Source organism: Streptomyces sp. URMC 124 (genome assembly GCF_051386455.1).
GTDB lineage: Bacteria > Actinomycetota > Actinomycetes > Streptomycetales > Streptomycetaceae > Streptomyces.
The window spans coordinates 26,509-47,994 of sequence record NZ_JBPQTS010000007.1 but is presented as its reverse complement, the minus strand read 5'-3'; the positions used below and the strand labels follow the sequence as shown (position 1 = coordinate 47,994).

At 72.2% G+C, this 21,486-nt stretch carries 18 protein-coding genes and 1 pseudogene; 14 read left to right on the top strand and 5 right to left on the bottom strand.

The genetic code is table 11. The annotated features are described in order from the left end of the window. Window positions 1–4 precede the first annotated feature (4 nt). Window positions 5–931 (bottom strand): carbohydrate kinase family protein, encoded by a 927-nt coding sequence (locus ACSNOG_RS02645; protein ID WP_436750858.1) that lies wholly within the window; start codon window positions 929–931, stop codon window positions 5–7. Between the two features lie 118 nt (window positions 932–1,049). Between ACSNOG_RS02645 and ACSNOG_RS02640 the strand changes: the two genes are divergently transcribed. Continuing rightward, on the top strand, window positions 1,050–1,502 hold the full coding sequence (locus ACSNOG_RS02640; RefSeq protein ID WP_436750857.1) for a Rieske (2Fe-2S) protein: 453 nt from the start codon (window positions 1,050–1,052) through the stop codon (window positions 1,500–1,502). Between the two features lie 64 nt (window positions 1,503–1,566). Here ACSNOG_RS02640 and ACSNOG_RS02635 read toward each other — a convergent pair whose 3' ends face one another. Continuing rightward, window positions 1,567–2,514 (bottom strand): hypothetical protein, encoded by a 948-nt coding sequence (locus tag ACSNOG_RS02635; RefSeq protein WP_436750856.1) that lies wholly within the window; start codon window positions 2,512–2,514, stop codon window positions 1,567–1,569. 235 nt (window positions 2,515–2,749) lie between these two features. On the opposite strand from ACSNOG_RS02635, the gene ACSNOG_RS02630 reads away from it, so the two are divergent. The 13 genes and pseudogenes from ACSNOG_RS02630 to pgi all read left to right on the top strand — a co-directional run bounded on the left by ACSNOG_RS02630 (window position 2,750) and on the right by pgi (window position 18,006). After that, window positions 2,750–3,379 (top strand): papain-like cysteine protease family protein, encoded by a 630-nt coding sequence (locus ACSNOG_RS02630; protein WP_436750855.1) that lies wholly within the window; start codon window positions 2,750–2,752, stop codon window positions 3,377–3,379. A 4-nt stretch (window positions 3,380–3,383) separates the two neighbouring features. Then, entirely contained in the window at window positions 3,384–4,232 is an 849-nt protein-coding gene (locus tag ACSNOG_RS02625) for a hypothetical protein (protein WP_436750854.1), read from the top strand. 132 nt (window positions 4,233–4,364) lie between these two features. After that, complete coding sequence (gene uvrC, locus ACSNOG_RS02620) at window positions 4,365–6,386, top strand: excinuclease ABC subunit UvrC (RefSeq protein WP_436750853.1); 2,022 nt, start codon at window positions 4,365–4,367, stop codon at window positions 6,384–6,386. 65 nt (window positions 6,387–6,451) lie between these two features. Further along, the gene (gene rapZ / locus ACSNOG_RS02615; protein WP_436750852.1) at window positions 6,452–7,390 is read left to right on the top strand and encodes an RNase adapter RapZ; all 939 of its coding nucleotides are present in this window, start codon (window positions 6,452–6,454) and stop codon (window positions 7,388–7,390) included. After that, on the top strand, window positions 7,387–8,439 hold the full coding sequence (locus ACSNOG_RS02610; RefSeq protein ID WP_436750851.1) for a gluconeogenesis factor YvcK family protein: 1,053 nt from the start codon (window positions 7,387–7,389) through the stop codon (window positions 8,437–8,439). Before rapZ ends, ACSNOG_RS02610 begins: the two co-directional genes overlap by 4 nt. Then, entirely contained in the window at window positions 8,430–9,437 is a 1,008-nt protein-coding gene (whiA, locus tag ACSNOG_RS02605) for a DNA-binding protein WhiA (RefSeq protein ID WP_030366605.1), read from the top strand. The genes ACSNOG_RS02610 and whiA overlap by 10 nt, the downstream gene beginning before the upstream one ends. A gap of 197 nt (window positions 9,438–9,634) precedes the next feature. Continuing rightward, window positions 9,635–11,857, top strand: a pseudogene (locus ACSNOG_RS02600) (M14 family metallopeptidase); the annotation flags it as partial. A gap of 371 nt (window positions 11,858–12,228) precedes the next feature. Beyond that, on the top strand, window positions 12,229–13,233 hold the full coding sequence (gene gap, locus ACSNOG_RS02595; RefSeq protein ID WP_168094519.1) for a type I glyceraldehyde-3-phosphate dehydrogenase: 1,005 nt from the start codon (window positions 12,229–12,231) through the stop codon (window positions 13,231–13,233). A gap of 154 nt (window positions 13,234–13,387) precedes the next feature. Next, complete coding sequence (locus tag ACSNOG_RS02590) at window positions 13,388–14,599, top strand: phosphoglycerate kinase (protein ID WP_436750850.1); 1,212 nt, start codon at window positions 13,388–13,390, stop codon at window positions 14,597–14,599. 6 nt (window positions 14,600–14,605) lie between these two features. Next, complete coding sequence (gene tpiA, locus ACSNOG_RS02585) at window positions 14,606–15,382, top strand: triose-phosphate isomerase (protein WP_229899659.1); 777 nt, start codon at window positions 14,606–14,608, stop codon at window positions 15,380–15,382. Window positions 15,383–15,496: 114 nt separating this feature from the next. Then, window positions 15,497–15,727 (top strand): preprotein translocase subunit SecG, encoded by a 231-nt coding sequence (gene secG / locus ACSNOG_RS02580; RefSeq protein ID WP_030366610.1) that lies wholly within the window; start codon window positions 15,497–15,499, stop codon window positions 15,725–15,727. 161 nt (window positions 15,728–15,888) lie between these two features. Then, a complete protein-coding gene (locus tag ACSNOG_RS02575; protein ID WP_003957010.1) occupies window positions 15,889–16,224 on the top strand; it encodes an RNA polymerase-binding protein RbpA in 336 nt (111 codons plus the stop codon). 129 nt (window positions 16,225–16,353) lie between these two features. Beyond that, the gene (gene pgi, locus ACSNOG_RS02570) at window positions 16,354–18,006 is read left to right on the top strand and encodes a glucose-6-phosphate isomerase (protein WP_436750883.1); all 1,653 of its coding nucleotides are present in this window, start codon (window positions 16,354–16,356) and stop codon (window positions 18,004–18,006) included. 124 nt (window positions 18,007–18,130) lie between these two features. Here pgi and pgl read toward each other — a convergent pair whose 3' ends face one another. The 3 genes from pgl to zwf are packed head-to-tail and all read right to left on the bottom strand — an operon-like array spanning window position 18,131 to window position 21,485. Then, window positions 18,131–18,910: a 6-phosphogluconolactonase gene (gene pgl, locus ACSNOG_RS02565; RefSeq protein ID WP_436750849.1), complete on the bottom strand. Its 780-nt coding sequence runs from the start codon at window positions 18,908–18,910 to the stop codon at window positions 18,131–18,133. Continuing rightward, window positions 18,907–19,962: a glucose-6-phosphate dehydrogenase assembly protein OpcA gene (opcA, locus tag ACSNOG_RS02560; RefSeq protein WP_436750848.1), complete on the bottom strand. Its 1,056-nt coding sequence runs from the start codon at window positions 19,960–19,962 to the stop codon at window positions 18,907–18,909. The genes pgl and opcA overlap by 4 nt, the downstream gene beginning before the upstream one ends. Continuing rightward, window positions 19,959–21,485 carry a glucose-6-phosphate dehydrogenase gene (gene zwf / locus ACSNOG_RS02555; protein ID WP_436750847.1) on the bottom strand — a complete coding sequence of 509 codons (1,527 nt, stop codon included), beginning with the start codon at window positions 21,483–21,485 and terminating at the stop codon, window positions 19,959–19,961. The genes opcA and zwf overlap by 4 nt, the downstream gene beginning before the upstream one ends. Window position 21,486: the final 1 nt, after the last annotated feature.

Here is a 21,486-nt window from a genome sequence, read left to right as displayed (position 1 = left end):
GGGGTCATGACGTCAGCTCGTCGCCGTACGGCGGCTCCGCACCGGCCTTCGTGCAGGTGAGAGCCGCCGCGCGCGCGGCGAAGGACAGCGTGTCGCGCCAGGCGGTCCCGTCGAGCCGGGCGGGCTCGTCCAGCGCGCCCGGCACCGCCGCGAGGCGGTGGAGCAGCGCGGCGTTCACCGTGTCCCCCGCCCCGATCGTGTCGGCGACCTGCACCCGGGGCGCGGGCACGGCGATCCGCTCACCGGAGCGCGTGTGCACGGCGAGCCCCTCGCCGCCGTGCGTGAGGACCACCGCGGCCGGGCCGGCCGCCAGCCACTCCCCGGGGGAGCCGCCCAGCCAGTGGGCGTCCTCCGCGGAGAGCTTCAGCACGGACACGTACGGCAGCCAGGAGCGGAAGCGGGCCCGGTAGGCGTCCGCGTCGGGGATCAGCCCGGGGCGCACGTTCGGGTCGAGCAGGGTGAAGATCCCGCGCTCCGCCTCGCGCCGCAGCAGGGCCTCGTAGGCGCTCGCCCCCGGCTCCAGCACCAGCGAGCACGTGCCCAGGCACAGCGCCCGCGCGGCCTCCGGCAGCGCCCCGGGCAGTGCGAAGAGCCGGTCGGCGGTGCCCTGCGCGTAGAAGCCGTAGCCCGCGGAGCCGTCCGCGCCGATGTCGGCCACTGCCAGGGTCGTCGGCTCCGGCCCCCGCTGCACCAGCGAGGTGTCCACGCCCGCGGCCCGCAGGCCGGCCAGCAGCACCTCCCCGAAGCCGTCCGTGGAGACCCGCGAGCAGAACGCGGCCGGCGTCCCCAGCCGCCCCAGCGCGACGGCGGTGTTGTACGGGCCGCCGCCGCGCCGCGGCAGCAGGGCGGGCAGGTCGCCGGCGGGGTCCCCGCCCGGTGCCTTGCCGGCCGGTACGAGGTCGATCAGCGCTTCTCCGGCTACGACGATCACGAGCGGTCCTCTCTGCCGTGGCTCCTGCGGCTCAGCCTGCCAGGCGGCGGGGCGGTCCCGGGAGCCGGGTAAGGTCGGCGGTCGGCAGTTCACCGTGAGTCCAGCGCTGGAGCCCCCCATGACCACCCCCTCGTGCCCGCAGAGCCCCGCCGAGCCCCCTTGTGCGTCCCGGCGCACCGTGCTCAGGGGCGCCGCGCTCGCGGGCGTCGCCGGGCTGGGCGCCGCCGCCTGCGGCGGCAAGACGGGCCCCAAGGCGTCCGCCACGCCCACGGCTCCGGTGGATCTCGGTGCGGTGGACGGCGTGCCCGTCGGGCAGGCGCGGCTCTTCCGGGAGGAGCGGCTGGTCGTCTCGCAGACCGCCCCGGGCGAGTACAAGGCCTTCAGCGCGGTGTGCACGCACGCGGGCTGCGTGGCCGACAAGGTGGAGAACGGCAAGGTCCGCTGCCCCTGTCACGGCAGCGAGTTCGACGCGAACACCGGCAAGGTCCTCCAGGGTCCGGCCGGCGCCCCGCTGCCGGCCGTGCCCGTCAAGGCGGTCGGGGGCAAGCTGATCGCGGGCCCCGAGGCCTGACGCCCGCCCGGCGGTTCGTCCGGCGGTTCGTTCAGCGGGTCGCCCGGCGGTTCGTCCGGCGTCCTCACGACCAGTCCCAGGCGATCCCCACGATCCCCGGGCGCACTGTCTGCTCCACCAGGTGCACCATGCGGTGGCGCCCAGCGAGCGTGAGCTCCTGCTGCCCGCCGCGGGGCGCGCCCGCCGAGGTGCGGGTGAAGCGCAGGCAGTGCGCGGGCAGCTCGGCGGCGTCGAAGCGGACCTGCAGCACGTACTGCCCGCCGGCGAAACTGAAGCCGCGCACGTACTCGCTGCTGGGCCCCGCGGTGCCGTCCTCGAAGCCGTAGCCGAAGACGTAGGTGTCCCCGGCCCGCAGCCGGGTGTCGAAGAGCAGCTCCGCGACGAGCACCCCGGCGGCCGTGTGCCACCGCACCCGGCCGACCCGGCAGTTCTCGTTCGCCCGCACGGCCACCCGGCCGGGGTCGCAGCCCTCGTCCCCGTGGTGGATGGCGAGGTAGCGGTCGACGCCGTCGCGGTGGGCGCGCACCACGTGGTGGGAGTCGCGCCCCTGCAGCTCCCGCCCGGCGCCTATGCGGACGCGCTCCAGGTGGCAGACGGTGTGCAGGCCGCCGTCGGAGGGGGAGCCCAGGTCGGCCAGGAGCCGCTCCAGGGCGCGGGACTCCTCGACCAGCGAACGGTACGAGCGGGCGGCGGGCCGCTCGGCACCGGTGAGCGGGGAAGCGGGCTCCAGCAGCCGCGTCAGGGAGTGGGCGGGCAGCTCCAGGAGCTCCTCCAGCGCCCGCACCGCCCTGAGCGACTCGGCCCGCTGCGGGCGGCGCGCGCCCTGCTGCCAGTAGCTGAGGCTCGTCACGCCGACGTGCACGCCGCGCTGCGCGAGCCGGTGCTGCACCCGGGCCAGCGCCAGTCCCCGTGCGCTGAGCGCGGTCCGCAGCGCCACGTGGAAGGGCCCGGTGCGCAGGGCCAGGGCCAGTTCGGCCTCGGTCGCGTCGCCGGTCGCCCGTCTGCGTGCCATCCGTCCCACCCCTGCGCCTCTGTGAATATTCACCGGTGGTGAACGCGACGGGGGCCGGCGGACCGCTGTGATCCTCATGGCCGGGCAGCGGACGTTCACATCCGGTAGGCCCCGTTCACACCGTCGGCTCACCGAGCATTGAAGCCGGTTGACCATTCACTGACAACTCCCTGATGCTCCTGACCAGCGTCCGGACGCGCCTCCATCACCACCCCCCGCCTCGGGAGGAACGTCCATGTCCCGTGCATCGGCACAACCGAACACCCCCGGAAGGGCCCGCATACGCGGCAGACGGCTGTCCACCGCAGCCGCCGTGGCCGCCGCCCTGCTTCTCGCCGTCCCCACCACGGCGTCCGCAGCAGGCGGCGACCAGCCTTCCCTGCGCGCCTCGAAGAAGCTCGACATCACCATGCAGGCCCAGCAGAAGAGCAATTGGTGCTGGGCCGCCTCCGGCAACACCATCGCGACCTGGCTGGGGCGCAACTACACCCAGAACCAGTTCTGCAACGCCGCCTTCCGCCGCCAGATGGGCTCGGAGTGCCCCAACAACCAGGCCACGCTGGGCAACGTGCAGACCGCCTTCCAGTGGGCCGGCATCAACCCCGGTTCGTACGTGAGCGGATGGCTGCGCTACCCGACCGTCCAGAGCGAGGTCAGCGCCAACAGGCCCGTGGAGACGCGCATCCAGTGGTCCTCCGGCGGCGGTCACATGCACGTCCTCTACGGCTACGACGACGCGAACCAGTTCGTGTACTGGGGCGACCCCTGGCCCTCCAGCAACCGCTACAACTGGGCGTCCCACAGCTGGTACGTGAACAACAACAACTTCTCCTGGACCCACTCGCTCTACCGGATCGGGGCGTGAGGTCATGACCGACCGGATGCTCGCGCAGCAGCACATCCGCACGAACGCGGCCCGTGCGGCGGCCGCCGGCGCGCTCACCGCCGCCCTCCTCGGCCTCGCCCCCCTCGCCCACGCCGCCACGCCGGCGCCTCCCGCGGCCCCCACCGCCGCCGGAGTCTCCGCCGCGCACGAGGCGGCGGCCTCCTCCTCGACCCTCGGGACGCTGTCCCGCTTCTTCGCCCGCGACGGTGCGGTCGCCGCGGCGAAGGCGCAGCCGAGGATCGAGGGCGCCACCGTGCCCGTCTACACGCTCTCCCCGGAGTTCGTGGCGGGCAAGGAGGACGCCCCCGTCGCCACGCTCGACTTCCTCGCCAGCAAGGCGGTCTCCTCCGACGGGCAGAAGGCGTCGGTGTGGACGGCGCGCACCGGCGGCGACTGGAAGGTCGTCAACATCGCCACCGGGGACGACGAGACGCGCTACGCCGCCGAGGGGGCGCAGAAGCTCGCCGGCGGCACGGTCTTCCGCGAGCCGCAGATCGACGCCTGGTACGTGCAGCGCGGCGACAAGGTCCTGCCGCTGGACGCCGACGCCGTCCGTGCCGTCGGCGCGAAGGGCACCACGCTCGACGGCTACCGCGCCCGCGTCCACAAGGCGTACGGCGACAAGCTGCCCGGCTCCGCGTACGCGAAGGACGGCCGGGCGGGCGGCTACGGCCCCGGGCAGGAGGCGGCCGCGGAGCAGCAGGCGGCCCCCGCGCCGCAGGGCGGCTCCGGCCCGCTGAGCACCACCGCCTCCGCGGCGGCGGCCGGCGGTGCGGCCGTGGTCCTCGGCGCGGGCGCCGTGGCCGCGCGCCGCAGGCTCCGGCGCCGCTGACGCCCTACCGGGCCGGTCTCCGGCCGGCCCGGTTCCGGCCTCCGTCCCCGGCCACCACCCCCCGCCGGGGCCGGAGCCGGTCCCTCCGCAGGCGGACGCGGATTGTCACTGCCCGCAAGTAGGGTGTGTGACATGGCCGACCCCAGCAGCTACCGACCCAAGCCGGGACAGATCCCCGACTCGCCGGGGGTCTACAGATTCCGTGACGAACACGGCCGGGTGATCTACGTCGGGAAGGCGAAGAGCCTGCGCCAGCGGCTCTCCTCGTACTTCCAGGACCTCGCCGGCCTGCACACGCGCACCCGCACGATGGTGACCACGGCCGCCTCCGTCGAGTGGACCGTGGTCTCCACCGAGGTCGAGGCGCTCCAGCTGGAGTACACCTGGATCAAGGAGTACGACCCCCGCTTCAACGTCAAGTACCGCGACGACAAGAGCTATCCCTCCCTCGCCGTCACCATGGGCGAGGAGTTCCCGCGGGTGCAGGTCATGCGCGGCCCCAAGAAGAAGGGCGTGCGCTACTTCGGCCCGTACGCCCACGCCTGGGCCATCCGCGAGACGGTCGACCTGATGCTGCGCGTCTTCCCCGTGCGCACCTGCTCCGCCGGGGTGTTCAAGCGCTCGGCCCAGATCGGCCGCCCCTGCCTGCTGGGGTACATCGGCAAGTGCTCCGCCCCCTGCGTCGGCCGCGTCAGCGCCGAGGAGCACCGCGAACTGGCCGAGGAGTTCTGCGACTTCATGGCCGGCCGCACCGGTGCGTACCTGCGCCGCCTGGAGCAGCGGATGCACGAGGCCGCCGAGGAGATGGAGTACGAGAAGGCGGCCCGCCTGCGCGATGACATAGAAGCCCTCCGGCGCGCCCTGGAGAAGAACGCCGTCGTCCTCGCCGACGCCACCGACGCCGACCTGATCGCCGTCGCCGAGGACGAGCTGGAGGCCGCGGTGCAGATCTTCCACGTGCGCGGCGGCCGGGTGCGCGGCCAGCGCGGCTGGGTGACCGACAAGGTGGAGGCCGTCGACACCGCGGGCCTGGTCGAGCACGCCCTGCAGCAGCTCTACGGCGAGGAGCGCGGCGACGCCGTGCCCAAGGAGGTCCTGGTCCCGGCCCTGCCGGAGCCGGTCGAGCCCGTCGCCCAGTGGCTGGGCGAGCGCCGCGGCTCCCGGGTCGACCTGCGCATCCCCCAGCGCGGCGACAAGAAGGACCTGATGGCGACGGTCCAGCGCAACGCCCAGCAGGCCCTCGTCCTGCACAAGACCAAGCGCGCCTCCGACCTGACCACCCGCTCCCGGGCGCTGGAGGAGATCGCCGAGGCCCTGGAGCTGGATTCCGCGCCGCTGCGCATCGAGTGCTTCGACGTCTCCCACCTCCAGGGCCAGGACGTGGTGGCGTCCATGGTCGTCTTCGAGGACGGCCTGGCGCGCAAGAGCGAGTACCGCCGCTTCCAGATCAAGGGCTTCGAGGGCCAGGACGACGTCCGGTCGATGCACGAGGTGATCGGCAGGCGCTTCCGCCGCTATCTGCAGGAGAAGCAGAAGGCGGGGGAGTGGTCCGAGGAGAACGCGGTCGCGGAGGAGAACGGACACGCCGCGGACGACGGTCCGGCGGACGCCCGCACCGAGGACGGCCGCACCGAGGACGGCCGCCCCAAGCGCTTCGCCTATCCGCCGCAGCTCGTCGTCGTCGACGGCGGGCAGCCGCAGGTGGCCGCCGCCCGCCGTGCGCTGGACGAGCTCGGCATCGAGGACGTGGCCGTCTGCGGCCTGGCCAAGCGGCTGGAGGAGGTCTGGCTGCCCGGCGAGGACGACCCCGTCGTGCTGCCCCGCACCAGCGAGGGCCTCTACCTCCTGCAGCGCGTGCGCGACGAGGCCCACCGCTTCGCCATCGCCTACCAGCGCAGCAAGCGCACCAAGACCCTGCGGGCCGGGCCGCTGGACGAGGTCCCCGGTCTCGGTGAGACCCGCAAGAAGGCGCTGCTCAAGCACTTCGGCTCGGTCAAGCGGCTGCGCGCCGCGACGGTCGAGCAGATCTGCGAGACGCCGGGCATCGGCCGCAAGACCGCCGAGACGATCGCCGCCGCGCTCGCGGCGGCCGCCCCGCCCGCCCCCGCCGTGAACATGGCCACGGGCGAGATCATGGAGGAGGCGGGGGAATGATGGGGCACGCAGTATGGAAGACGGGGCCGCGACCGCGGCGCCGTCAGTGAGACGGGGGTAGCAGCATGACCGGGACCGATCGAGACGGAGCACAGGTGAGTACGGGCACGACGGCGGATGCGACCGGCGGCGAGGGCACCGCGGCCATCCCCGAACTGGTGATCATCTCCGGCATGTCGGGGGCGGGCCGCAGCACCGCCGCCAAGTGCCTGGAGGACCTCGGCTGGTTCGTCGTGGACAACCTGCCGCCCGCCCTGATCCCCACCATGGTGGACCTCGGCGCCCGCTCCCAGGGCAACGTGGCCCGGATCGCCGTGGTCGTGGACGTGCGCGGCCGGCGCTTCTTCGACAACCTCCGCGAGTCCCTGGCCGACCTGGCCGCCAAGAAGGTCAAGCGGCGCGTGATCTTCCTGGAGGCCTCCGACGACGCCCTGGTGCGCCGCTTCGAGTCCGTGCGCCGCCCGCACCCCCTGCAGGGCTCCGGGCGCATCGTCGACGGCATCGCCGCCGAGCGGGACCTGCTGCGCGAGCTGCGCGGCGACGCCGACCTGGTGATCGACACCTCCAGCCTCAACGTCCACGAGCTGCGCGCCAAGATGGACGCCCAGTTCGCGGGCGAGGAGGAGCCGGAGCTGCGGGCCACCGTCATGTCCTTCGGCTACAAGTACGGCCTGCCCGTCGACGCCGACCTCGTGGTGGACTGCCGCTTCCTGCCCAACCCGCACTGGGTCCCGGAGCTGCGCCCCTTCACGGGCCTGAACGAGGAGGTCTCGGGCTACGTCTTCAACCAGCCCGGCGCCAAGGAGTTCCTCGACCGCTACACCGAGCTCCTGCAGCTCATCGCCGCGGGCTACCGCCGCGAGGGCAAGCGCTACGTGACCATCGCGGTCGGCTGCACCGGCGGCAAGCACCGCTCCGTGGCCATGTCCGAGAAGCTCGCCCACCGCCTGGTCTCCGAGGGAGTGGAGACCGTCGTCGTCCACCGGGACATGGGGCGCGAGTGACCGGCCGCACCTCCCGGCTCCGCCGGGTGCGCCGCCTCGTCCCCGGACGGACCACCCGGGGGCCCGAGGGCCGTGCGAAGCGCGGCGCCCAGCCCAAGGTCGTCGCCCTCGGCGGCGGCCACGGCCTGTCCGCCTCGCTGGCCGCCCTGCGCCGGATCACCGGCGACCTCACCGCCGTCGTCACCGTCGCCGACGACGGCGGCTCCAGCGGCCGGCTCCGCGACGAGCTGGGCGTCCTGCCCCCCGGCGACCTGCGCAAGGCCCTCGCGGCCCTGTGCGGCGACGACGACTGGGGCCAGACCTGGGCCCGCGTGATCAAGCACCGCTTCACCAGCGAGGGCGATCTGCACGACCACGCCGTGGGCAATCTGCTGATCGTCGCCCTCTGGGAGCAGCTGGGCGACCCCGTCCAGGCCCTCGATCTGGTCGGCAAGCTGCTGGGCGCGCACGGCCGGGTGCTGCCCATGTCCGCCGTGCCGCTGGAGCTGCAGGCCCTGGTCCGGGGGCACGACCCCGCCGAGCCCGACGCCCTCAGCACCGTCCGCGGCCAGGCCACGGTGGCGCTGACCCCGGGCGAGGTGCAGTCCGTGCACGTCGTGCCGGAGGATCCGCCCGCCGTGCCCGAGGCCGTCGCCGCCGTCCTCGACGCGGACTGGGTGGTGCTCGGCCCCGGCTCCTGGTTCTCCTCCGTCATCCCGCACCTGCTCGTCCCCGAGCTGCTGGAAGCCCTGCAGGAGACCAAGGCCCGCCGGGTGCTGTCGTTGAATCTCGCACCACAACCGGGTGAAACCGATGGCTTCTCCCCGCAGCGTCATTTGGAGGTTTTGGCCCGACACGCCCCTAAACTCGCCCTGGACGTGGTGCTGGCCGACGAGGCCGCCGTGCCCGACCGCGAGAGCCTCACCGACGCCGCGAAGCGGCTCGGGGCCGCGGTCGAGCTGGCGCCGGTCGCCGCGCCCGACGGCTCCCCGACCCATGACCCGGAGCTGTTGGCCGCCGCGTACGACCGTATTTTTCGGATGCATGGAAGGATCGGCCCATGGCGATGACGGCAGCGGTGAAGGATGAAATCTCCCGGCTCCCCGTCACCCGCACCTGCTGCCGGAAAGCGGAGGTCTCGGCGATCCTGCGGTTCGCGGGCGGTCTGCACCTGGTCAGCGGGCGCATCGTGATCGAGGCGGAGCTGGACACCGGGATCGCCGCCCGGCGGCTGCGCAAGGACATCCTGGAGATCTTCGGGCACGCCTCCGACCTGGTGGTGATGGCCCCCGGCGGACTGCGCCGCGGCAGCCGCTACGTGGTGCGGGTGGTGGCGGGCGGTGACCAGCTGGCGCGCCAGACCGGCCTGGTCGACGGCCGCGGCCGGCCGATCCGCGGGCTGCCTCCACAGGTCGTCTCCGGGGCCACCTGCGACGCGGAGGCCGCCTGGCGGGGTGCCTTCCTCGCGCACGGTTCGCTCACCGAGCCCGGCCGCTCCTCCTCCCTGGAGGTGACCTGCCCCGGGCCCGAGGCGGCGCTGGCGCTGGTCGGCGCGGCCCGCCGGCTGCAGATCGCGGCCAAGGCGCGGGAGGTGCGCGGCGTCGATCGCGTGGTCGTCCGCGACGGCGATGCGATCGGTGCCCTGCTGACCCGCCTGGGCGCGCACGAGTCCGTGCTGGCCTGGGAGGAGCGCCGGATGCGCCGCGAGGTGCGGGCCACGGCCAACCGCCTCGCCAATTTCGACGACGCCAACCTGCGCCGCTCGGCCCGCGCCGCCGTCGCGGCGGGCGCCCGCGTGCAGCGGGCCCTGGAGATCCTCGGCGAGGAGGTGCCCGAGCACCTCGCCGCCGCCGGCCGGCTGCGCATGGAGCACAAGCAGGCCTCCCTGGAGGAGCTCGGCGCCCTGGCCGATCCGCCGCTGACCAAGGACGCCGTCGCCGGCCGGATCCGGCGGCTGCTGGCCATGGCCGACAAGCGCGCCCAGGACCTCGGCATCCCCGGCACCGAGTCCAACCTCTCCGACCTGTCGGACCTCTCGGAGGAGATGGCGGAGGGCATGGCGGGCTGACGGCCCGCCCGCCCGGCCGCCCGTAGCGCCGGCCCCCGCTCCACCGCCCGTGACGCCGGTCCTGCCACCGGCACAGCGAGCCACCCCGCGCCGTGCAGGGCGCCGGAGTGGCTCTTTCTGCATCGTTGACATGATCATGCAGCCTCTTCAGGCTGGCGTCCGTGCACTGACGTGGCAGACAACAGCAAGGGGGGCTCATGAGACGCAGGACGAGATCGGTCCTCGCGGCGGCTTCGCTGCTCTTCGGCGGACTGGCCGCGGCACCCTTCGCCCAGGCACGACCCGCCGCCCCGGCGGCGGCGCGCGACGGCGACGGCGCGCCCGCCGTCTGGACCGCCGAGATCACCGCCGACCAGGTGCCGCTGCTCCTCGCGGCCGGCGTCGACGGCCACGAACTGGCCGAGCGCCCGTCCGGCACCAAGGCCGCCGCGGTCGAGCTCTACCTGACCGGCCAGCAGGCCCGCGAGCTGCGCGACCGAGGCGTCGGCCTCACCGAGAAACGGCTGCCCCGGCGCACCGAGGAGCGCCTGAAGGCCGCGGGCGACGGCGTCTTCCGCCCGTACAGCGGCAGCAACGGCCTCCGGCAGGAGCTGCTGGACACGGCGAAGGCCCACCCCGGCCTCACCAAGGTCGTGAGCATCGGCAAGACCGTCCGCGGCCAGGACATCCTCGCCCTGAAGCTGAGCAAGGACGCTCGCACCGCACCCGACGGCCGCAAGCCCGCCGTGCTGTACATGTCCAACCAGCACGCCCGGGAGTGGATCACCCCCGAGATGACGCGGCGGCTGCTCCACCACTACCTCGACGGATACGGCAAGGACGCCCGCCTGACCGACGTCGTGAACCGCGCCGAACTCTGGTTCGTCCTCTCCGCCAACCCCGACGGCTACGACCACACCTTCCGGAGCCCGGCCACCCGCCTGTGGCGCAAGAACCTGCGCGACAACGACGGCGATGGCAAGATCACCCCGGGCGACGGCGTCGACCTCAACCGCAACTTCCCCTTCAAATGGGGCTACGACAACGAGGGTTCCTCGCCCCGCCCGGGCTCCGAGACCTACCGCGGCCCGGCACCGGCCTCCGAGCCGGAGACGCGGGCGATCGACGCCTTCGAGAAGGCGCACCGCTTCAGCTACGCCGTCAACTACCACTCGGCCGCCGAACTGCTGCTCTACGGCGTCGGCTGGCAGGTCGCCACCCCCACCCCGGACGACGTCCTCTACAAGGCGCTGGCCGGCACGCCGGAGAAGCCCGCGATCCCGGGCTACCACCCGCAGCTGTCGTCCGAGCTCTACACGACCAACGGCGAGGCCGACGGGCACGCGGCGAACGTCAACGGGACGATGATGTTCACCCCCGAGATGTCGACCTGCCGCACCGCCTCCGCGGCCGACCCGAACGACCGCTGGAACCCGGCCGACTGCCCGTCCTCCTTCAGCTTCCCCGACGACGAGAAGCTGATCCAGCAGGAGTTCGCCAAGAACGTCCCCTTCGCGCTGTCCGTCGCCGAAACCGCCGTCAACCGCGAAGGCGCCGACCGGCCCCGCTCGGCCGTGGGCCTGTCCGCCCCCGACTTCTCCCCGGACACCTTCACCACCTCCTACGCGCTCGGCGACGAGCAGGAGGTCTCCGTCACCGCCCGCAAGTCCCTGACCGACCTGCGCCTCAACTACCGCATCGACGGCGGGCGTACGCACACCGCCGCGCTGGAGGCCTGGAAGGGCGGCGACCGCTACGGCGGGCAGGACAGCATCCGCTTCGCCGAGTACCGCGCCTACGTCGAGGGCGCCGAACCCGGCTCCGGCGTCCGCGTCTGGTACACCGGCCGGACCCGCGACGGCAAGCCCACCGCCAGCGAACCCTTCACCTACACCGTGGCGCAGCGCCCCGAGGCCGACACCCTGGTGATCGCCGACGAGGGCGGGCCCGGCGCCGCCCGGCACGCCGCCGCCTACACGGAGGCCCTGGCCGCGTCCGGCCGCGACGCCGCCGTGTGGGACGTGGCGGCCCAGGGCGCTCCGCACGCGCTCGGCGTGCTCGGCCACTTCAAGAGCGTCGTGTGGTACTCCGGCGCCAACCGGCCCGGCGGAGCCGTGCTGACGGCCGTGCGGGAGTTCGTCAACGAGGGCGGCAAGCTCGTCGCCGCGGGCAAGCAGGCGGGCGGCCACGGCGTCGTCGGGGCAGCCGAGACCAACGACTTCAGCCAGTACTACCTCGGCGCGGGCAGCCGCCTGCAGCACCCGGCACCGGCCCGCTTCACCGGCTCCGGCGCGCTCGCCGGCATCAGCGTCCGCCTCGCCGACGCTCCCGGTGACGCTCCCGGCGACAAGCTGGACGCCGCGGGCTCGTACACCCCCGTCTCCGACGAGCTGCCGCCGGCGAGCTTCCCGCAGTTCCGCAGCGCGGCCGCGGGTGAGTACGCCGCAGCCGGCCGGGCGGAGGGAAACCCGGGGAACCCGAACGGCGCAACGACCGCCCGCTGCAGCGGATCGGACGTCACGCTCCGTGACGGCGCTTGCGCCGCGGCGGCGGCCGCGGGCCGGGCGGCGGCGGTGGCGACCCCCTCCACCGTGCTCCTCGGCTTCGGTCTGCAGCACGTCCCGGACCCCGGCGAGCGGTCCGCGCTCATTAGTGCAGCCCTGCGCTCTGTCAAGGGGTGAAGCGCCCTTCAGGGCCCAGTGACGCCAATGTCACGTCCCCACCTTCTTAGAGGTAGGGTCGGGGTTGGTCGGGGACATCCCAAAACAGCCCGCCGGCGGACAGTCCGGCACACCAACGAGGAGATCGGTTCGTGACGATCCGCGTAGGCATCAACGGCTTTGGCCGTATCGGTCGTAACTACTTCCGCGCGCTCCTGGAGCAGGGTGCGGACATTCAGGTAGTCGGTGTCAACGACCTGACCGACAACGCCACCCTGGTCCACCTGCTGAAGTACGACAGCATCCTCGGTCGCCTCAAGCAGGACGTCAGCCACACCGACGACACGATCACTGTCGGCGACATGACGTTCAAGACGATGGCCGAGCGCGACCCGGCGAACCTCCCCTGGGGCGAGCTCGGCGCCGACATCGTCATCGAGTCCACGGGCATCTTCACCAAGCGCGAGGACGCCGCCAAGCACCTCGCCGCCGGTGCGAAGAAGGTCCTCATCTCGGCTCCGGCCAAGAACGAGGACATCACCATCGTGATGGGCGTCAACCAGGACAAGTACGACGCGGCCAACCACGACGTCATCTCCAACGCCTCCTGCACCACCAACTGCGTGGCGCCGATGGCCAAGGTCCTCGACGAGACCTTCGGCATCGTCAAGGGCATGATGACGACGGTCCACGCGTACACCAACGACCAGCGCATCCTGGACTTCCCGCACTCCGACCTGCGTCGCGCCCGCGCCGCCGCGGAGAACATCATCCCGACCTCGACGGGTGCCGCCAAGGCCACCGCCCTGGTCCTCCCGCAGCTCAAGGGCAAGCTGGACGGCATCGCCATGCGCGTCCCGGTCCCGACCGGCTCGGTCACCGACCTCGTCCTGGAACTCGACCGCGAGACCACCAAGGAAGAGATCAACGCCGCCTTCCAGAAGGCCGCCGAGGGTCAGCTCAAGGGCATCCTCGAGTACACCGAGGACCCGATCGTCTCCTCGGACATCGTCAACTGGCCGGCCTCCTGCACCTTCGACTCGCAGCTGACGATGGTCCAGGGCAAGCAGGTCAAGGTCGTCGGCTGGTACGACAACGAGTGGGGCTACTCCAACCGCCTGGTGGACCTGACCGTCTTCGTCGGCGGCCAGCTCTGATCTCTGCGCCCGCTGGTCGTACGATCACAGGCATCGGGATGTAGGGGACGGGGCTCGTACGACGCGATGACGCGTCGTACGGGCCCCGTCTCATGACTGTCCCCCAGCTGACGCTGGGAGGGGCCCCACCCTACGGAAGTACCGGAGTCACCGCATGAAGACGATCGACGAACTCATCCAGGACGGTGTCGAGGGCAAGCGGATCTTCGTCCGCGCCGACCTCAACGTGCCGCTCGACGGCACCACCATCACCGACGACGGCCGCATCCGCGCCGTCGCCCCGACGATTGCCAAGCTCGCCGCCGCGGGCGCCAAGGTCGTCGTCGCCTCCCACCTGGGCCGTCCCAAGGGCGCCCCGGACCCCCAGTTCTCCCTCGCCCCCGCCGCCGCGCGGCTCGGCGAGATCCTGGGCAAGAAGGTCTCGTTCGCCACCGACACGGTGGGCGACAGCGCGAAGGCCACCGTCGCCGCACTGGCGAACGGCGAGGTCACGCTGCTGGAGAACCTCCGCTTCAACGCGGGCGAGACCAGCAAGGACGACGCGGAGCGCGGCGCCTTCGCCGACGCCCTCGCGGCGCTGGCCGACCTGTACGTGGGCGACGGCTTCGGTGCCGTGCACCGCAAGCACGCCTCGGTCTTCGACCTCCCGGCGCGCCTGCCGCACGCCGCCGGCGACCTGATCGCCACCGAGGTCGGCGTCCTGAAGAAGCTCACCGAGGACGTCGCGCGCCCCTACGTGGTGGTGCTCGGCGGCGCCAAGGTCTCCGACAAGCTGGGCGTCATCGACAACCTGCTCAAGAAGGCCGACCGCATCCTCATCGGCGGCGGCATGTCGTACACCTTCCTGGCCGCCAAGGGCCACGAGGTCGGCATCTCGCTGCTGCAGGAGGACCAGAAGGACACCTGCCTCGCCTACCTGGCCGAGGCGGAGAAGCGGGGCGTGGAATTCGTCCTGCCCGTCGACGTCCTGGTCTCGGCCGAGTTCCCGGACCTGAAGACCAAGGCGCCGGCCAACCCCGACACCGTCTCCTCGGACGCCATCCCGGCGGACAAGGAGGGCCTGGACATCGGCCCGAAGACCCGTGAGCTCTACGCCTCGAAGCTGGCCGACGCCGGCACGGTCTTCTGGAACGGCCCGATGGGCGTCTTCGAGCACCCCGACTACGCGAACGGCACCAAGGCCGTCGCGCAGGCCCTGCTGGACTCGCCGGGCTTCACCGTCGTGGGCGGGGGCGACTCGGCCGCGGCCGTGCGCACCCTCGGCTTCGACGAGAATGCTTTCGGCCATATTTCGACCGGCGGCGGCGCCAGCCTCGAGTACCTCGAGGGCAAGACGCTCCCCGGCCTCGCCGCACTGGAGGACTGAACCACTGTGAGTGCACGTACCCCGCTGATGGCGGGCAACTGGAAGATGAACCTCAACCACCTCGAGGCCATCGCCCACGTCCAGAAGCTCGCCTTCGCGCTCGCCGACAAGGACTACGAGGGCACCGAGGTCGCCGTCCTGCCGCCCTTCACCGACCTCCGCTCGGTGCAGACGCTGGTCGACGGCGACAAGCTGAAGATCAAGTACGGCGCCCAGGACGTCTCGGCGTTCGACTCCGGCGCGTACACCGGTGAGATCTCCGGCGCCATGCTCGCCAAGCTCAAGTGCACCTACGTGGCGATCGGGCACTCCGAGCGCCGCCAGTACCACGGCGAGAGCGACGAGATCTGCAACGCCAAGGTCAAGGCCGCCTACCGGCACGGGCTCACCCCGATCCTGTGCGTCGGCGAAGGCCTGGACGTCCGCAAGGCCGGCGGCCAGGTCGCGCACACCCTCGCGCAGGTCGACGGCGCGCTGAAGGACGTCCCCGCCGAGCAGGCGGAGAGCATCGTCATCGCCTACGAGCCGGTGTGGGCCATCGGCACCGGCGAGGTCGCCACGCCCGAGGACGCGCAGGAGGTCTGCGGGGCGATCCGCGGCCGCCTCGCCGAGCTGTACGGCCGTGAGGTCGCCGACAAGATCCGCATCCAGTACGGCGGCTCCGTCAAGTCCGGCAACATCGCCGCGATCATGGCGCAGCCCGACGTGGACGGCGCGCTGATCGGCGGCGCCGCGCTGGACGTGGACGACTTCGTCAAGATCGTGCGCTTCCGCGACCAGTAGCAGCGCTATGACGAGGACTGCTCCTCGTCGTACCCTGTCGGGGCCGGGACCGGCGTTTTCACGCCGTCCCGGCCCTCACCATCGACGTCCGAGAGAGTTGGTCCAGCCGTGGTCATGGGGTTCTCGATCGCCCTCATCATCTTCAGCGTGCTGATGATGATGCTGGTGCTCATGCACAAGGGGAAGGGCGGCGGCCTGTCCGACATGTTCGGCGGCGGCATGCAGTCCTCCGTCGGCGGTTCCTCCGTCGCCGAGCGGAACCTCGACCGCATCACCGTGGTCGTCGGTCTGCTGTGGTTCGCGTGCATCGTCGCGCTCGGCCTGCTGATGAAGCTCGATAGCTGACGTACCGTCGTGAACGCGGCCTATCATTGAGGCCGTGTCCTCGCGGCCGGGCTGTAACTCCTGCCACTGGACGCGCGTTGGGCCTTACGTAGACTGGGGCGCCCGCAGCGGAACCATCGGTTCAGATGATCCGCAGCACCATTACGCAGGGAGTTACGACCGTGGCAAGTGGCAACGCGATCCGGGGAAGCCGGGTCGGAGCGGGGCCGATGGGTGAGGCCGAGCGGGGCGAGTCCGCGCCGCGCCTCCGCATCTCCTTCTGGTGCTCTAACGGGCACGAGACGCAGCCGAGCTTCGCCAGCGACGCACAGGTACCGGACACCTGGGACTGCCCGCGCTGCGGCTTCCCGGCAGGCCAGGACCGGGACAACCCGCCGGACCCGCCGCGCACCGAGCCGTACAAGACGCATCTCGCGTACGTCCGGGAGCGGCGCAGCGACGCCGACGGCGAGGCCATCCTCGCCGAGGCGCTCGCCAAGCTCCGCGGAGAGATCTGACCCGCGGCACGTCCAAAGGAAGCGGCACCCCTCGTGGGTGCCGTTTCGTCTTGCGCTCGAACCGACCGCAGATCAATTAGGTTGGAGGGCGGCGGGGCAGTTACGAGAATGAATGGACTGATGTCCGAGATGAACGCAGAGGACCGCACCAGGCTGGACCGGACCCCGGAGTGGAACGCTCTGGCCAAGCACCGGGACGAACTGGGGGAGGTGCACCTGCGCGAGCTGTTCGCGGACGATCCGCGACGCGCCGAGAAGTACGCGCTCACCGTCGGCGACCTCCATCTGGACTACTCCAAGCACCTCGTCACCGACGAGACCCTGCGCCTGCTGCGCGAGCTCGCCGCCGCCGCGGACGTGGCCGGGCTGCGCGACGCCATGTTCCGCGGCGAGAAGATCAACACCACCGAGGGCCGCGCCGTGCTGCACACCGCGCTGCGCGCCCCGGAGTCCGCCGTCGTCAAGGTCGACGGCGAGAACGTGGTCCCGGCCGTCCACGCCGTGCTGCGCAAGATGCAGGTCTTCACCGACCGGGTGCGCAACGGCGACTGGAAGGGCCACACCGGAAAGCCCGTCAAGAACATCGTCAACATCGGGATCGGCGGCTCCGACCTCGGCCCGGCGATGGCCTACGAGGCGCTGCGCGCCTACACCGCCCGGGACCTGACGTTCCGTTTCGTCTCCAACGTCGACGGCGCGGACCTGCACGAGGCCGTGCGCGACCTGGACCCCGCCGAGACGCTGTTCATCGTCGCCTCCAAGACCTTCACGACGATCGAGACCATCACCAACGCCACCTCCGCGCGGAACTGGCTGCTGGAGGGGCTGGGCGCCGGCGAGGAGGCCGTCGCCAAGCACTTCGTCGCCCTGTCGACGAACGAGGAGAAGGTCTCCGAGTTCGGTATCGACACGGCCAACATGTTCGAGTTCTGGGACTGGGTCGGCGGCCGCTACTCCTACGACTCGGCCATCGGGCTCTCCCTGATGCTCGCCATCGGCCCGGACCGCTTCCGCGAGATGCTCGCCGGCTTCCACCTCGTCGACGAGCACTTCCGCACCGCCCCGCCGGAGGAGAACGCCCCGCTGCTGCTCGGCCTCCTCGGCATCTGGTACGGCAACTTCCACGACGCGCAGTCGCACGCCGTTCTCCCCTACAGCCACTACCTGTCGAAGTTCGCGGCCTACCTGCAGCAGCTGGACATGGAGTCCAACGGCAAGTCCGTCGACCGCGACGGGCAGTCCGTCAACTGGCAGACCGGCCCCGTCGTGTGGGGCACCCCCGGCACCAACGGGCAGCACGCGTATTACCAGTTGATCCACCAGGGCACGAAGCTCATCCCCGCCGACCTGATCGGCTTCGCCAAGCCCGTGGACGACCTGCAGCCGGGGCTGGTGGCCCAGCACGACCTGCTGATGGCGAACCTGTTCGCCCAGGGGCAGGCGCTCGCCTTCGGCAAGACGGCGGAGGAGGTCGCGGCGGAGGGCGTCCCCGCCGAGCTCGTCCCGCACAAGACCTTCCGCGGGAACCGTCCCACGACGACGATCCTCGCGGGCGAGCTGACCCCGTCCGTGCTCGGCCAGCTCATCGCGCTGTACGAGCACAAGGTCTTCGTCCAGGGCGCCATCTGGAACATCGACTCCTTCGACCAGTGGGGCGTCGAGCTGGGCAAGGTCCTCGCCAAGCGCGTGGAGCCGGCGCTCACGGAGGGCGCGGACGTTCCGGGCCTGGACGCGTCCACGTCCGCGCTGGTCGCGCGCTACCGGGAGCTGCGGGGGCGCTAGGCGCGCCGCCTGAGGTGGGTCCGGCACCGCCGGACTCGTCGGACGGTGGTTGCGCGCCGGCGGTGCCAAGACAACGGCCCGGCCCCCGAACAGACGGGGAGCCGGGCCGTGGTCATGCGGACCGTCAGGGCGAAGCCGGCGGGTACAGGCCCCGCGGCAGCTGCGCCGCGGCCGGCGCGTCCAGGAGCCACAGCGTGCGCTGACGCCCGTACGCGCCCGCCGCGGGCGCCTGGATCTCGCCCGCGCCCGACAGCGCCATGGCGACGGCGTTCGCCTTGTCCTCGCCCGCGGCGAGCAGCCAGACCTCGCGGGCCGCCCGGATCGCCGGCAGCGTCAGGGAGACGCGGGTCGGCGGCGGCTTCGGCGCGCCGTGGACGCCGACGACCGTGCGCTCGGTCTCCCGGACGCCCGGGAGCTCGGGGAAGAGCGAGGCGACGTGCGTGTCCGGGCCGACGCCCAGCAGGAGGACGTCGAAGGACGGGACGGGCCCGTGGTCCTCCGGGCGCGCCGCCTTGGCCAGCTCCGCCGCGTACGCCTCGGCGGCCGCGTCGGCGTCGTCGTGGGTGCCGTCCGCGGCGGGCATGTAGTGCACCCGCGCGGGGTCGAGGTCGACGGCGTCGAGCAGGGCCTCGCGGGCCTGCGTGGCGTTGCGCTCGGGGTCGCCCTCGGGCAGGAAGCGCTCGTCTCCCCACCACAGGTCGAGCCGGGACCAGTCGACCGCGTCCCGGGCGGGCGCGGCGGCGAGGGCTGCGAGCAGCCCGTTGCCGTTGCGCCCGCCGGTGAGGACGACGGAGGCCGAGCCGCGGGCGGCCTGGGCGTCCACGATCTTCGTGATCAGCCGGGCCGCCGCGGCCCGGGCCATCAGCTCCTTGTCCCGGTGGACGACGATCTGCGGAGTGCTCACTTGCCGGCCGCCTTCTTGCCGCCGGCCTTCTTGGCCGCAGCCGCAGCGGGCTTCTCCTCCGCGGCGGGCGCCTCGGACGCGACCGGTGCCTCGGTGGCCTCGACGGCGGGCGCCTTCGCGGCGGACGCCTCCTGCAGCCGGTCCACGCCGTACTTCAGCGCCGACTCGTAGATGTCGTCCGGGTCGAGCCGCCGCAGCTCCTCGGCGAGGAGCTCGGCCGTCTCGCGGCGCTGCAGGGCGACGGCACGGTCGGGCTGGCCGGGCATGGAGAGCGTGGCCAGGGAGCCGTCCGGGCGGTCCAGGACGACGGGGCCCGTCTTCGTCTCCAGGCGGACGGCCGTGAGGCCGGGGCCGTCGGAGACGGTGCGCCGCACCGGCACGCCGAGGCGGTCGGCGAGCCACAGAGCGAGCAGCTCCGCGCTGGGGTTGTACCCCTCGCCCTCGACCTCCGCGGAGACGACGTCGGCGTGCTGCTGGTCCAGGGCGGCCGCGAGCATGGAGCGCCACGGCGTGATCCTGGCCCAGGCGAGGTCGGTGTCGCCGGGCGTGTAGTGCGCCGAGCGGGCCGCGAGCTCCTGGACCGGGTCCTCGGCGGCGTACGCGTCGGTGACGCGGCGCTGGCCGAGGGCGCCGAGGGGGTCCTTGTCGGGGTTGATCGGCGAGCCGACCGGCCACCAGACGACCACGGGGGCGTCGGGCAGCAGCAGCGGCAGGACGACCGACTGGGCGTGGTCCATCACGTCGCCGTAGAGCCGCAGCACGACGGTCTCGCCGGTGCCGGCGGACGTGCCGACGCGGACCTCGGCGTCGAGGCGGGCCTTGGCGCGGTCGCGCGGGGAGCGGCTGACGCGCTTGATGACGACGAGCTTGCGCGAGGGGTGCTCGCGGGACGCCTCGTTGGCGGCCTTGAGCGCGTCGTAGGCGTGCTCCTCGTCGGTGACGATGACGAGGGTGAGGACCATGCCGACGGCAGGGGTGCCGATGGCACGGCGGCCCTGGACCAGCGCGTTGTTGATCTTGCTGGACGTGGTGTCCGTGAGGTCCATCTTCATGGCCGGCGCCAGCTCCGTCCGTCTCGTGCGAGCATCTCGTCCGCCTCGACCGGTCCCCAGGTGCCGGCCGGGTAGGACGCGGGCTTGCCGTTGCTCTCCCAGTACTGCTCGATCGGGTCGAGGATCTGCCAGGACAGCTCGACCTCCTTCAGGCGCGGGAAGAGGTTGGCGTCACCCAGCAGCACATCGAGGATGAGCCGCTCGTAGGCCTCGGGGCTGGACTCGGTGAAGGATTCGCCGTACGCGAAGTCCATCGAGACGTCCCGGACCTCCATCTGGGTGCCGGGCACCTTGGAGCCGAACCGCATGGTGACGCCCTCGTCCGGCTGCACCCGGATGACCAGGGCGTTCTGCCCCAGCTCCTCGGTGGCGGTGTGGTCGAAGGGCGAGTGCGGGGCGCGCTGGAAGACGACCGCGATCTCGGTGACGCGGCGGCCCAGCCGCTTGCCGGTGCGCAGGTAGAAGGGGACGCCCGCCCAGCGGCGGTTGTCGATCTCCAGCTTGATCGCGGCGTAGGTGTCGGTCTTGGAGTTGGGGTCGATGCCCTCTTCCTCCAGGTAGCCGACGACTTCCTCGCCGCCCTGCCAGCCGTGCGCGTACTGGCCGCGGACGGTCTCCTTGCCGAGGTCCTTGGGCAGCCGGACGGCGCCCAGCACCTTGGTCTTCTCGGCGACCAGCGCGTCCGCGTCGAAGGAGGCGGGCTCCTCCATGGCGGTCAGCGCGAGCAGCTGGAGCAGGTGGTTCTGGATGACGTCACGGGCGGCGCCGATGCCGTCGTAGTAGCCGGCGCGGCCGCCGATGCCGATGTCCTCGGCCATGGTGATCTGCACGTGGTCGACGTAGGACCGGTTCCAGATCGGCTCGAAGAGGGTGTTGGCGAAGCGGAGCGCCAGGATGTTCTGGACGGTCTCCTTGCCCAGGTAGTGGTCGATCCGGAAGACCTCTTCGGTCGGGAAGACCTCGTGGACGATCCGGTTGAGCTCCTGGGCGCTGGCCAGGTCGTGACCGAAGGGCTTCTCGATGACGGCGCGCCGCCAGGAGCCCTCCTTCTGCTCGGCCAGGCCGTGCTTCTTGAGCTGCTGGACGACCTTGGGGAACCACTTCGGCGGAACCGAGAGGTAGAAGGCGAAGTTGCCGCCCGTGCCCTGGGCCTGGTCGAGCTCCTCGACGGTGCTCTTGAGCTTCTCGAAGGCCTCGTCGTCGTCGAAGTCGCCCTGCACGAAGCGGCAGCCCTGCACCAGCTGCTGCCAGACCTCCTCGCGGAAGGGCGTGCGGGAGTGTTCCTTGACGGCGTCGTGGACGATCTGGGCGAAGTCCTCGTTCTCCCAGTCGCGGCGCGCGAAGCCGATGAGCGAGAAGCCCGGCGGCAGCAGACCCCGGTTGGCGAGGTCGTAGACCGCCGGCATCAGCTTTTTCCTGGACAAATCGCCCGTGACGCCAAAGATGACCAGGCCCGACGGCCCCGCGATACGCGGGAGCCGTCGGTCCAGAGCGTCACGCAGCGGATTGCTGCTTGTGCTCAAT

Excerpts from the sequence above, each read along its gene's own strand:
- ACSNOG_RS02590 (WP_436750850.1), top strand. The coding sequence starts at position 13,388 with ATGAAGACGATCGACGAACTCATCCAGGACGGTGTCGAGGGCAAGCGG.
- ACSNOG_RS02625 (WP_436750854.1), top strand. The coding sequence starts at position 3,384 with ATGACCGACCGGATGCTCGCGCAGCAGCACATCCGCACGAACGCGGCC.
- whiA (WP_030366605.1), top strand. The coding sequence starts at position 8,430 with ATGGCGATGACGGCAGCGGTGAAGGATGAAATCTCCCGGCTCCCCGTC.
- secG (WP_030366610.1), top strand. The coding sequence starts at position 15,497 with ATGGGGTTCTCGATCGCCCTCATCATCTTCAGCGTGCTGATGATGATG.
- uvrC (WP_436750853.1), top strand. The coding sequence starts at position 4,365 with ATGGCCGACCCCAGCAGCTACCGACCCAAGCCGGGACAGATCCCCGAC.
- ACSNOG_RS02635 (WP_436750856.1), bottom strand. The coding sequence starts at position 2,514 with ATGGCACGCAGACGGGCGACCGGCGACGCGACCGAGGCCGAACTGGCC.
- rapZ (WP_436750852.1), top strand. The coding sequence starts at position 6,452 with ATGACCGGGACCGATCGAGACGGAGCACAGGTGAGTACGGGCACGACG.
- ACSNOG_RS02640 (WP_436750857.1), top strand. The coding sequence starts at position 1,050 with ATGACCACCCCCTCGTGCCCGCAGAGCCCCGCCGAGCCCCCTTGTGCG.
- opcA (WP_436750848.1), bottom strand. The coding sequence starts at position 19,962 with ATGAAGATGGACCTCACGGACACCACGTCCAGCAAGATCAACAACGCG.
- pgi (WP_436750883.1), top strand. The coding sequence starts at position 16,354 with ATGAACGCAGAGGACCGCACCAGGCTGGACCGGACCCCGGAGTGGAAC.
- ACSNOG_RS02630 (WP_436750855.1), top strand. The coding sequence starts at position 2,750 with ATGTCCCGTGCATCGGCACAACCGAACACCCCCGGAAGGGCCCGCATA.